Origin of the sequence: Flavobacterium soyae (assembly GCF_021245985.1) — a bacterium.
In the GTDB taxonomy this organism is placed as follows: domain Bacteria; phylum Bacteroidota; class Bacteroidia; order Flavobacteriales; family Flavobacteriaceae; genus Flavobacterium; species Flavobacterium soyae.
In genome coordinates this window covers 32,722-44,705 of record NZ_JAJQXA010000002.1, presented here as the reverse complement: position 1 = coordinate 44,705, position 11,984 = coordinate 32,722, and the positions used below count along the sequence as shown (strand labels likewise).

The window sequence follows — 11,984 nt, the reverse complement described above, 5'->3', positions numbered from 1 at the left end:
CGCTCTTTTTTTATTAAATATTTTATAAAATGAGCTTTTAAAAGAACCATTAACATTTCATTTAAATACTGTTTCATAATTTAATTAGTATTTTTGAAGCTGTTTCAAAACCATTTAACTACACCATGCGAAAAATACAAGTTCAAATACTTCTTTTATTTTTTATAAGTTTTCAAATCTTATTTGCACAACAGCCGCAAAAACCAAACGCAGTCGAAATTTACAATCAAATTAAAAAGCTAAACTTTTTAGGTTCTGTATTGTACGTTGCTGCACATCCTGATGACGAAAATACCCGAATGATTTCGTATTTGGCAAATGAAATGAATGCAAGAACCGGTTATTTATCATTAACCCGCGGCGACGGCGGTCAAAATTTAATTGGTCCTCAATTGCGCGAATTACTTGGTGTAATTAGAACTCAGGAATTAATTGAAGCCAGAAAAATAGACGGCGGAGAACAATTTTTCTCAAGAGCAAATGATTTTGGTTTTTCTAAAAACCCAAACGAAACCTTAGAAATTTGGGACAAAGATAAAGTCCTTGCCGATGTTGTGTGGACCATTAGAAATTTTCAGCCGGATATCATTATTAACCGTTTCGATCATCGTTCGCCGGGAACTACTCACGGGCATCATACATCATCTGCTATGTTAAGTGTACAAAGTTTTAAACTAACAAACGATCCGAAAATTTATCCCGAACAATTAAAATATGCTGCGCCCTGGCAGGTAAAACGTCAGTTTTTTAATCCATCATGGTGGTTTTACGGAAGTCAGGAAAAATTTGATGCTGCAAATAAGTCTAAGTTTACCAAGTTGGAAACTGGTGTATATTATACCGGAATTGGAAAATCTAACCAGGAAATCGCTGCTTTAAGCCGAAGCCGCCACCAGTCACAAGGTTTTGGAAGTACTGGAGTTCGTGGTTTAGAAACAGAATATCTTGAACTTATTAATGGAGATACTCCAAAAGATCGCGACAATTTATTTGACGGAATTGATACAAGCTGGAACCGTGTTAAAAACGGAAAACCTGTTGGAGATTTAGTTACTTCGATTATTGACAAATACAATTTCAGTAATCCATCAGCAAGTATTCCAGATTTAGTGAAAGCCTACACTATGATTCAGGCTTTAGACGATACACATTGGAAAAATTTAAAATCGACAGCTATAAAAAATATCATTGCATCATGCTCAGGTCTATATCTTGAAGCAGTTGCCAGTGAGCAGGAAGCAACTCCGGGAAGTAAAATTAATTTAAACCTGGAAGCCATTAACAGATGTGCAGTAGAAATGCAATTGACAAGTGTTACAACATTGCCTGATAATAAATCAACTCCTCAAAACAGTATTTTAAAAGATAATAACGATCAAAAAATCAATCTTCAGATACAACTTCCAGATAATATTGAATACACACAGCCGTATTGGTTAAAAGAAAAAGCAACGGTTGGAATGTATACCGTTTCAAACCAGCAAAATATAGGTGTTCCGGATATTATTAGAGAAGTAAAAGTTGTATTTAATATAAAAATCAATAATGTAGAAATTCCGTTTGAGCGTACTGTTGTTTACAAATACAATGACGGTGTAAAAGGCGAAATGTATAATTTTCTGGATATAGTTCCGGAAGTTACTACTTCTATCTTAGAAAAAGTCTTGATTTTTAGAGATACCAAAAGTAAAATGGTTCCGGTAAAAGTTCGTGCCGGAAAAGATGATGTAAAAGGAAACCTGCAGTTAGAATTACCAAAAAGCTGGAATGTTTCTCCAAAACAAATTGCATTTACTTTAGATAAAAAAGGAACAGAACAAATTTTTTATTTTGAAGTTACACCACCTGTAAACCCTGAAGAAGTTGCAGCAAAAAGTATTGCAATTGTCGACAACAAACGTTTTGACAGAGATCTGACCATTATTGATTTCAACCATATTACAAAACAAATGGTTTTAAAACCGGCTGAGTCAAAATGCATTAGAATTGACCTGAAAACTTCTGGCGATGCAATTGCTTACATTATGGGCGCCGGCGACGAAGTTCCGGAAAGTTTAACACAAATGGGATACAAAGTTTCTGTTTTAAAACCCGAAGAAATTACTCCGGAGAAACTGGATTCTTTCGGCACGGTTATTACAGGAATTCGCGCTTATAATACCGTAAATGCTTTGGCTAACAAACAAAACATCTTATTTAATTTTGTAAAAAGCGGAAAAAATATGATTGTGCAGTACAACACATACGGTAAATTAGTAACCGATAAAATTGCACCATACCCGTTAAAATTATCAAATGATCGTGTAACCGAAGAAAATGCGAAAATCACATTTTTAGCACCAAATCATCCTGTTTTAAATACACCAAATAAAATCACTTCAAAAGATTTTGAAGGCTGGACACAAGAGCAGGGATTATATTACCCGGACGAATACGATCCTGCCTTCACTCCTATTATTTCCTCGCATGATAAAGGAGAATCGGCTAAAAATGGCGCTTTATTAGTAGCACCATACGGAAAAGGATACTACATTTACACCGGTCTAAGCTTTTTTAGAGAGCTGCCGGAGGGTGTTGCGGGTGCTTACAGATTACTGTCGAATATTATTTCGTTAAAACAGCCTATTGAAGCCCCTAAACAGGATTTAAAGCAATAATTTTAAAATATGGAAGCAAAAAAAACAAAAAAATGGAAAAAAAGTTACACCTATGTTTTGGTTGCTAACCTAATTTATATTGTGATTTTTTTCTTAATCATGCAATTATACTCATAACCTATGCAGCTATTTGACTGGATCGTACTTATTGTAACACTTTTATTCATTGTTGGTTATGGTTCCTGGAAAACCAAAGGAAGTAAAAACGTTGAAGATTTTATTTTAGGAAATAACGAAACACCTTGGTATACCGTTGGACTTTCAGTCATGGCGACTCAGGCCAGCGCAATTACATTTTTGTCTACGCCCGGACAAGCTTATCATGACGGAATGGGTTTTGTGCAGTTCTATTTTGGACTGCCAATTGCAATGGTTGTTATTTGTTTAACATTTATTCCGCTTTATCATAAAAATAAAGTTTTTACCGCTTATGAATTTCTTGAAAAACGATTTGATGTAAAAACACGTTCTCTTGCTGCTATTCTATTTCTGGTTCAAAGAGGTTTAGGTACCGGACTTACTATTTATGCTCCGGCTATTATTCTATCGGCACTTTTAGGATGGAACTTAACGATTATGAATATCATAATTGGAGTTTTGGTAATTATTTACACTTTTTCCGGAGGAACAAAGGCTGTAAACGTTACACAGAAACAGCAGATGTTTGTAATTATGTCGGGAATGTTCATTACATTTTTCCTGATTTTGCATTATTTACCAAACGATATGACTTTTACCAGTGCGCTGCATATTGCTGGTGCTAATGATAAAATGAATATTGTTGACTTTTCTTTTGATCCTGAAGAAAAATATACTATTTGGAGTGGAATTACAGGCGGATTCTTCTTGGCCCTCGCCTATTTTGGCACAGATCAATCTCAAGTTGGAAGATATTTATCCGGGAAATCTGTTGCAGAAAGTCAAATGGGATTAATTATGAACGGGCTTTTAAAAGTGCCAATGCAATTCTTTATTCTGTTAACCGGAGTTATGGTCTTTGTGTTTTTTCAGTTCAATCCTGTTCCTTTAAATTTTAATCCGAATAATAAAATTGTAATTGAAAAATCAGCTTATAAAGAAGAATATCATACTCTTGAAAAAAAGCTGAGCAAATTATCCGAAGATAAAAAAGTAATCAATTTATTGTATATCGATCAGTTAAATCAAGATTATGATAATCCTATTCTGCGCAAAGAATTAGTTAATTTATCGAATAAGGAAAAAGACTTACGCGATCGTGCCAAAGAAATCATTTCAAGAGCCGACAAAAACAGCGAAACCAACGATAAAGATTATGTATTTTTCCACTTTATCCTGCATTATTTACCAAAAGGTTTAATTGGTTTATTGCTGGCAGTTATCCTTTCGGCCGCAATGTCATCAACAGCTTCAGGATTAAATGCTTTGGCCTCGACAACTGCGATTGATATTTACAAACGAAATCTCAAAACCGAAAAATCAGAGAAACATTATCTTCATGCAACTAAATTTTTCACTTTATTCTGGGGAGTTATAGCGATACTTTTTGCCTGCGTAGGAACTTTATTTGAAAACTTAATTCAGCTTGTAAATATTATTGGCTCAATATTCTACGGAACTGTTTTAGGAATATTCCTGGTTGGATTTTATCTTAAAAGAGTTCAGGCAAAACCAATGTTTATCAGTGCCATTATTAGTCAGATTACCATTTTCATAATCTATTATTATATGATTTACAGCCAGGAAAAATTAGGCTATTTATGGCTTAATTTTATTGGTGCAATTTTGACAATTGCTTTGTCATTGATTATGCAATTTTTGTTTTTTAGAAGTAAACCTAATGATGACGAAGTTGTTTTCGAGCAATAAAATAAAATTTTAAAGAATTCAAAATAATCGCTGTGTTGTGAAAAAGAAAAAACCAATTCTAAGAATAATCAAACGAATATGGTTTTTTATTGCTATGTCATTTACAATCTGGCTGGTTTATTCTTATCAATCACAGGGAGTTTCAAATTTGTATTTAAAAGACAATGCTAAAATCAAAGTAGTAAACAACGAAAACTATTTTTTGTTTGAGCCGAAAATTAAAACAGATAAAGTTTTATTTTTTTATCCCGGTGCAATGGTCGATCCAAAAGCTTATGTTCCTTTATGCAGGCAAATTTCAGAAAACGGACTAAAAGTTTATTTGATTAAAATGCCTTGGAGACTGGCTTCTAACGGCTATAAATTACCTAAAGAACTTGGATTGTTAGACGATAAAAATATAGAATATATTTTTGCAGGGCATTCACAAGGCGGTAAAATGGCAGCTCAATTTGTTTATGAAAACCCTGGTTTAATTGATAAATTAATATTAATTGGAACCACACATCCCAGAGATATTTCTATCGCAGACAGTAGAATACCAATCTTAAAAATTTACGGCTCAGATGATGGGGTTGCTGATGAAAAAACTATTCTAAAAAACAAATCTAAACTCCCGGAAAGTACAAAATTTGTAAAAATAGAAGGTGCAAATCATGCTCAGTTTGGTTATTATGGATTTCAATTTGGTGATAATTCGGCAAGAATTTCCCGCGAACAGCAGCAGGCAGAAACATTGAAAAATATATTAGAATTTGTAAAATAAATTTTTCTGGTTTTAAAAATTGCATCTCTGACTTTGACAAAGATTACGACTCTTTAGTTTTTTCAAATCGAAAAGCGATGCAAAATCTAAACAAATCTCTATCTTTGAGAAAGCACTTCTTAAATAGAGAACACGATGAGAGACCATAAAAAATACAGCAATAAAACCAAAGCAGCTTTTGTCTTGTTGATTGTAATGCTGATAATTTTATTGGGAAACTTCAATACGCTTCGAAATTCTAAAAATGTTAACGACAATATCAATGCAATTTATAAGGATCGATTGGTTGTTGCACATTATATTTTTCAATATTCAAAGCAGCTTCATTTTATAAAAGCCGAGGCCGAAAAACTAAATTTAAGCGATAATATTAAAAAAGATGAAATCATTCATACTTTAAACATCATCCACAATATTGACGATTTGTACGCCAAAACAGTTTTGACCAATAACGAAAAACAGCATTTTGATGCTTTTTTAGGTTCCTGTAAAGAAATCAATAAACAAGTCGAAAACAAAAACTGGAATAAAATTGCCTATTCGAGCGCGCAAGCTTTAAAAACTTTAGAATCTTTATCTCAAATTCAGATTAAGGAAGGAAAAGCTAAACTGGCAAGTGCAAATAAAATGTACAGTAAAAACAATAGTTTAGGCCAGCTTCAAATTGCCTTGCTTATAATTTTAGGAGGTATTACTTTTTATCTTTTAATTGTAAAGAAAATAAAGAGAAAAGTCAAAATTCCTGAGCCGCCTAGTATGAATTAGAAATTCCAATTTTTAAATTCCAAATACCAAAATTTCGCACAATTTTATCATTCCTCGAAATGGCAAAATAAATCCAAAGCTGTAAAGCTTTGGATTTTGGAATTTTTATATTGAAATTTTCAAGAAACTATCTGCTCCACTCAGCGATACTGTCTTTATTCATTTTTACATAATCCTGATTGTTTGCAGCTTCTGCAGCTGCCAATGAAATTTTAGCAGTTTCAACAGCACCTTTTTTGTCACCTTGTTTTGCCTGGATTAATGATTTTAATCTTGAAACATAATAAGGTTTATCAGTACTCATATCTAATGCTTTATCAACATAGATTTTTGCAGTATCTAAATTCCCGTTTGAAGAAAATAAATATTGAGATGCAGCATAATAGTCATTCCATGTTGGTCCTGCTAATGTTTTTTCGATACTTGCAATTGCTGTTTTAGCAGTAGGAACTTCAAATTTTAAAGCAATATGAGAGTTTTCCCAAGCCATTTCTAAATAACCAAAGTTTTGATCTAAACCATTAATACCAATTGTAAAAGTTTCAACCGGAGTTGGCAGAGCATTTTCTTTAACGGTAGTTCTTAAAACAACATACGCATCATTCCAGTTTTCAGGCAATCCCCAGTTGTCTGTAGAAAGATAAAAAATAACTTCCCAGCTTTCAATTTTAGGAATTGTATAAATTGCATATTTTCCTTTTTTCAAAGTTTTACCGTCAATTACAACATCATCACTAAAATTAATAACGGTGTTTTCATTGGCTCCTGTTCTCCAAAGTTTACCAAACGGAACTAAATTTCCAAAAACAGCTCTTCCTCTGGCTCCCGGTCTTGAATACGTAACTTCAACATCCGTTAAACCCACTGTTTGTTTGATATATGCTTTTGGACTCGCTTGCGGCGTTCTTACTTGTGCTTCAGCAGCAAAAGGCGCCAAAACAATGGCTAATGCAATAAGTAATTTTTTCATTATAAATGTTTATTTGTTTTCTTCAAATTTACAAATTCAATTATCTAACAAATGTTAAATTTTACTTAATTCAAGTATTAATCTGTGATATTTTTTGCGCATTCAATTCGCTAAAATGATTGATTACAATATCTGCTCCTGCTAAGTCCTGAAGGTTAGAATGAATGCTGTTGTAACCCACACAATAAATTCCGGCAGCTTTTGCAGCTTTTACACCATTTGTGCTGTCTTCAATAATAACACATTCCTCTTTTGGAGCAATTGATAAAGAAGCTGCATGAATAAAAATAGCCGGGTTTGGTTTAGACTGCGGAAAATCTTCACCGCTCACAATATGAGAAAAATACTGATGAAGATTAAATCTTGTAAATACACGCTCGATAGTAACTTTTGAAGCAGAAGAAGCTAAAATTAACTGAATTCCGTTTGCGTATAAATCCTTAATTAAATCTTCAACCCCATCTAAAAGATAAAGGTCTTCTTTAGTATCAAAAGCATCGTTAAAAATATTTCTTTTTCTTTGAATCAAATCTTCCACTTCGTGCTCAATTGTTGGAAAAAAGCCTTTTAAACTCTGGAAAGTATTTCGCGTCGAAAATCCGGTAAACGAAGTATACATTTCCTCTGGAACTTCAATATTTAATTCTGAAAACTGCTTGTAGTATGCATAACGATGAACGGGTTCTGTATCGACAATTACACCGTCCATATCAAAAATTACTGTTTTAATCATTTTTTTTTAAGGTTCTAAGGTTCTGAGATGCTAAGATTCTAAGTTTTTGTTCGGGTTTTCTTTGTTTCGTGTTTTAAGTGCTGGCAGTAACTTTTACAAAGTTTACTTCGTTTCGAACGTGAAACTTTAAACTTGAAACAAAACCTTCTACCCTTTTTTAAGTAAATAACGAATCACGGTTTCTGCAGCGTGAAGACCGAATAATCCCGGCATGTAGCTGTTTGTTCCGTAGAAAGATTTTTTAAAGTTTTTTCCGTCGGTTAATTTTAAGCTGTTTTCATTTTGGATTTCAGATGAAAAAACAACTTTTAATTTGTTGATTTTTACAGCCTTTAATCTCTTACGGATTGCTTTTGAAAAATAGCAGTTTATAGTTTTAGAAATATCACCTACTTTTACTTTAGAAGCCAGCATCTTTCCTCCTGCTCCCATACTACTGATAATTTTTACTCTTTTGCGTTTTGCCGCAATAATTAAATTTAGTTTTGGAGTAATACTATCAATGCAGTCTAAAACATAATCAAACTCTGGAGAAACGATTTCAAAAGCCCTTTCCGGAGATAAAAATTCCTGAACGCGGGTAAGTTTCAATTCTGGATTAATATCCATTAAACGATCACCTACAATTTTAATTTTTGCTTCTCCAACAGTAGAATGCAAAGCTGGTAATTGTCTGTTAATGTTTGTAATATCTACAACATCCCCATCTACAATTGTCATGTTTCCTACTCCGGCTCTTGCTAAAAATTCAGCTGCAAACGATCCAACACCGCCTAAACCAACTACTAATACATTTGCATTACGCAAATTTTCTAATCCTTCTTTTGTAAATAAAAGCTCGGCTCTTTCTGTCCACTCTGCCATATTATATTTTTTGTTTTTTTATTTTTTGTTTCAAGTTTCACTGTTTGTCAGGCTGAGCGAAGTCGAAGCCCACGTCCTATTGGAGCGCCCTTCGGCTTCGCTCAGGGTGACAACTTCATCTTAATTTTATTTTTTTGTTTCAAGTTTCAGGTTTCATGCTTGTCAGGCTGAGCGAAGTCGAAGCCACGTCCTATTGGAGCGCCCTTCGGCTTCGCTCAGGGTGACAACTCATTTCACTTTTTACTTTTTACTAATTACTAATCACTTTTTTCACCAAACACTCTTTTAAAATTACTTGAGATAATGTCCTGTAATTCTTTAATTGTGATATTTTTATATTCTGATGCTAAATCATAAACCTGTTGTATATTCTCTTCAATTGTATCAGTTTCCAGAAAAAAACGATCGTTTGGAATATTCTGAAAAACGGTTTTTAAATTGGGATTCCTCAATAGATATTTTCCGAAAGAAATATAAAATCCATCTTTAATTAATTGTTCAGCAAGCTGGTTATTTTTTGAAAAACCGTGAATAATCATCGGAACTGAAATTTTTAATTTCTTTTTTATTGCTGTCACTTCCTGAAAAGCGGCAACACAATGAACCACAACTGGTTTTTTATATTTTTCGGCTAAAGCCAGTTGTTTTTCAAAAACTGTAATCTGCAGTTCTAACGGAATTCCGATTCGTTTGTCTAAACCACATTCGCCTATTGCCAGACAATTTTTGCTTTGCAGTTTATCTTCAATAATTTTCAATTCTAGATCAATTTCATTTTCCTTAATACGCCACGGATGAATTCCGATGGAATAAAACGGAATCGCCGAATCAAATTCCTGCGGATATTGATTGACCAATTCTAATACATTAGATTGATTTGTAAATTGATGGGTATGAAAATTAAAAAAATCCATTAGTGAAAGGTTTTCACTCCTGCTTTAATCTCAACTTTTAAATCATTTTCCAGTGGAACAAGCGGACATGAATATTTATGATTATAAGCACAATAAGGGTTATATGCCTGATTGAAATCGACTGCAATTGTTTTTCCTTTAGGAATTTTTAAATCGATATATCTTCCGCCTATATAGCTTTCTTTACCACAGGTTAAATCTGAAAAAGGAAGGAATAAATGATCTTTGTATTCTTTTTGTTTAGAAAGTTCTATGTTTCTGTAAACGTTCAACTTCATTTGAACGCCATTTATAGTAAAGGATAATGTGCCGTATTTTATATATTGTGGTGTTCTTGTTCCGGTAGTTTTCATTTCGAAAACTTTTTCATTGACTGCTTTTTCAAATTTTGCGTTCACAAAATATTTTCCATCAATTGGGTAAAAATCTAAAGTTTTAAATGTCTTTAAATCTTCTTCCATTAACGGACTTGTCTTAGCATCAGCATATTCTGAGTTAATTTGCTTTTGAAATTTTTCGGCTTCACTCTTGCTAAATTTACTTTGGCTAAAGCCAAAACTAAAAACCAGAAGCAAAATAAGGACAATAGAATTTTTCATCTTTGGAATTTTATGCAAAAATAGTTTAAAAGTAACAAAGCAACAACCGTTGTACGTTACAAAGTTTCCTAACTTTGTGGCAAATACAATAATTATAATGCTCAAAACTGCCGCAAACCATTACTTCAACAATTTTAGGGGATTTACAAGAGAAATTTGGATACTTACATTGATTACTTTCATAAATCGTGCGGGTACAATGGTACTGCCTTTTTTATCTAAATATTTAAATGAAGATTTACATTTTTCATTAAGTCAGGTAAGCTGGATTATGGTTTCATTTGGTTTGGGGTCAATGCTTGGTTCATGGCTGGGCGGAAAACTTTCAGATAAAATAGGATTCTACAAAATCATGATTTTTAGTTTATTTACAACTGGAATTTCAATGTTTCTTGTACAGTTTCTAACATCGTTTTGGGGATTATGCATTGGAATGTTTGTATTAATGACAATTGCCGATATGTTTCGACCAGCAATGTTTGTGTCTCTTGGTGCTTATGCAAAACCTGAAAACAGAACACGTGCCTTAACACTTGTTCGTCTTGCCGTAAATTTAGGGTTTGCTGCCGGGCCGGCTCTTGGCGGTTTGATTATTATGGGAATGGGGTATTCTGGTTTATTTTGGGTTGACGGAGCTTCATGTATTCTTTCTATATCGATTTTTGCATTGCTAGTTAAAGAAAAGAAAAAAGTCGATCATGGTGATAAAACTGAAAGTGTAACAAATGTAAAATCAGTATTTCACGATAAAATATTCTGGGTTTTCTTATTTGTGAGTTTTATAACGGCAATGATTTTCTTTCAGCTTTTTACCACTTTACCTTTATATCATCATAAACAATATGGTTTAAACGAATTTCAAACCGGGCTTTTAATGACTTTAAACGGACTTTTGATTTTTGCTTTAGAAATGCCAACTGTTGGCTTTATGGAAAGAAAAGGTTTTCCTAAAATCAGGATCATAATTATAGGATCATTTGTAATGGCATTTAGCTTCTTCTTATTGTTAATTAATGTTTGGGCTGGAATTTTGGTTATCAGCATGATTTGTATTTCAATTGGAGAAATCCTAACCTTTCCGTTTTCGAATGCATTTGCATTAAGCCGCGCTCCGCGTGGTCAGGAAGGTCGTTATATGGCTTTGTATACGATGAGTTTCAGTTTAGCCCATATTTTTAGTACTAAAGCTGGTTTCGGTATTGCTGACAATTTTGGTTATCAAAGCAACTGGCTTTTTATGGCTTCCATAGGAATATTTGCCACTCTCTGCTGTCTTTGGATTAGAAAAGCATTACTTCTGGAGAAAAATAAATAATTTCTAAATACTAGATAAATCATTAAAATTCAAATCATTAACTTTGATTCTGAATAACTTTTTTATGCTTTTTATTTATTAAAAACGAAATTTTTAGTTAAATAACTATATTTATAGTTGCGTAACTAAAAAAATAGTTGTAGGTTTGGATTAAAATTAGAAAACATGCAAAAGTTAACCAACAAAGAAGAAGAAATAATGCAGATTTTATGGAAGCTTAAAAAAGCATTCGTAAAAGAAATTCAGGCAGAGATAACGGAAGACCAGCCGCATTACAATACGCTTTCTACAATTGTTCGAAATCTTGAAGAAAAAGGTTTTGTGGCGCATAATGCTTTTGGAAATACCCATCAATATTATCCAACAGTAACTCTTGAAGCGTACAGCAAAAAATATATGAAAACTGCTATTGACAATTATTTCAACAGCTCTTATAAAAATATGGTTTCGTTTTTTGCTAAAGAAGAAAAAATTTCTGCAGATGAATTGCGTGAAATTCTGGCTATGATCGAAAACCCAAAAGACAATAAATAAAGGCAAAAAGTAAACGAAG

General features: G+C 33.0%; 11 protein-coding genes. 6 read left to right on the top strand and 5 right to left on the bottom strand.

The features are described 5' to 3' along the window. Positions 1-125 precede the first annotated feature (125 nt). From LUU93_RS02635 to LUU93_RS02620, 4 genes are all read left to right on the top strand, one after another. Complete coding sequence (locus LUU93_RS02635) at positions 126-2,657, top strand: PIG-L family deacetylase (protein WP_232677917.1); 2,532 nt, start codon at positions 126-128, stop codon at positions 2,655-2,657. A 120-nt stretch (positions 2,658-2,777) separates the two neighbouring features. Then, positions 2,778-4,505: a sodium:solute symporter family protein gene (locus LUU93_RS02630; protein ID WP_232677915.1), complete on the top strand. Its 1,728-nt coding sequence runs from the start codon at positions 2,778-2,780 to the stop codon at positions 4,503-4,505. Positions 4,506-4,542: 37 nt separating this feature from the next. Next, complete coding sequence (locus LUU93_RS02625) at positions 4,543-5,271, top strand: alpha/beta hydrolase (protein WP_232677913.1); 729 nt, start codon at positions 4,543-4,545, stop codon at positions 5,269-5,271. A 135-nt stretch (positions 5,272-5,406) separates the two neighbouring features. After that, positions 5,407-6,036 carry an MCP four helix bundle domain-containing protein gene (locus tag LUU93_RS02620; RefSeq protein ID WP_232677910.1) on the top strand — a complete coding sequence of 210 codons (630 nt, stop codon included), beginning with the start codon at positions 5,407-5,409 and terminating at the stop codon, positions 6,034-6,036. A 127-nt stretch (positions 6,037-6,163) separates the two neighbouring features. Here the strand turns inward: LUU93_RS02620 and LUU93_RS02615 are convergent, their stop codons facing one another. The 5 genes from LUU93_RS02615 to LUU93_RS02595 all read right to left on the bottom strand — a co-directional run bounded on the left by LUU93_RS02615 (position 6,164) and on the right by LUU93_RS02595 (position 10,116). Further along, positions 6,164-7,006: a DUF2911 domain-containing protein gene (locus tag LUU93_RS02615; protein WP_232677907.1), complete on the bottom strand. Its 843-nt coding sequence runs from the start codon at positions 7,004-7,006 to the stop codon at positions 6,164-6,166. Between the two features lie 70 nt (positions 7,007-7,076). Further along, entirely contained in the window at positions 7,077-7,739 is a 663-nt protein-coding gene (locus LUU93_RS02610) for an HAD family hydrolase (RefSeq protein ID WP_232677903.1), read from the bottom strand. A gap of 147 nt (positions 7,740-7,886) precedes the next feature. Continuing rightward, entirely contained in the window at positions 7,887-8,603 is a 717-nt protein-coding gene (locus LUU93_RS02605) for a tRNA threonylcarbamoyladenosine dehydratase (protein WP_232677900.1), read from the bottom strand. Between the two features lie 257 nt (positions 8,604-8,860). Continuing rightward, positions 8,861-9,517 carry a TatD family hydrolase gene (locus LUU93_RS02600; RefSeq protein WP_232677898.1) on the bottom strand — a complete coding sequence of 219 codons (657 nt, stop codon included), beginning with the start codon at positions 9,515-9,517 and terminating at the stop codon, positions 8,861-8,863. Beyond that, a complete protein-coding gene (locus LUU93_RS02595) occupies positions 9,517-10,116 on the bottom strand; it encodes a DUF1684 domain-containing protein (RefSeq protein WP_232677889.1) in 600 nt (199 codons plus the stop codon). The genes LUU93_RS02600 and LUU93_RS02595 overlap by 1 nt, the downstream gene beginning before the upstream one ends. Before the next feature lie 76 nt (positions 10,117-10,192). Between LUU93_RS02595 and LUU93_RS02590 the strand changes: the two genes are divergently transcribed. Beyond that, positions 10,193-11,431 (top strand): MDR family MFS transporter, encoded by a 1,239-nt coding sequence (locus tag LUU93_RS02590; protein ID WP_369010193.1) that lies wholly within the window; start codon positions 10,193-10,195, stop codon positions 11,429-11,431. Positions 11,432-11,596: 165 nt separating this feature from the next. After that, positions 11,597-11,965 (top strand): BlaI/MecI/CopY family transcriptional regulator, encoded by a 369-nt coding sequence (locus LUU93_RS02585; protein WP_053474181.1) that lies wholly within the window; start codon positions 11,597-11,599, stop codon positions 11,963-11,965. Positions 11,966-11,984 lie beyond the last annotated feature (19 nt).

Coding starts and splice junctions, on each gene's coding strand:
- LUU93_RS02605 (WP_232677900.1), bottom strand. CDS start 8,603: ATGGCAGAGTGGACAGAAAGAGCCGAGCTTTTATTTACAAAAGAAGGA.
- LUU93_RS02585 (WP_053474181.1), top strand. CDS start 11,597: ATGCAAAAGTTAACCAACAAAGAAGAAGAAATAATGCAGATTTTATGG.
- LUU93_RS02635 (WP_232677917.1), top strand. CDS start 126: ATGCGAAAAATACAAGTTCAAATACTTCTTTTATTTTTTATAAGTTTT.
- LUU93_RS02620 (WP_232677910.1), top strand. CDS start 5,407: ATGAGAGACCATAAAAAATACAGCAATAAAACCAAAGCAGCTTTTGTC.
- LUU93_RS02600 (WP_232677898.1), bottom strand. CDS start 9,517: ATGGATTTTTTTAATTTTCATACCCATCAATTTACAAATCAATCTAAT.
- LUU93_RS02595 (WP_232677889.1), bottom strand. CDS start 10,116: ATGAAAAATTCTATTGTCCTTATTTTGCTTCTGGTTTTTAGTTTTGGC.
- LUU93_RS02615 (WP_232677907.1), bottom strand. CDS start 7,006: ATGAAAAAATTACTTATTGCATTAGCCATTGTTTTGGCGCCTTTTGCT.
- LUU93_RS02610 (WP_232677903.1), bottom strand. CDS start 7,739: ATGATTAAAACAGTAATTTTTGATATGGACGGTGTAATTGTCGATACA.
- LUU93_RS02630 (WP_232677915.1), top strand. CDS start 2,778: ATGCAGCTATTTGACTGGATCGTACTTATTGTAACACTTTTATTCATT.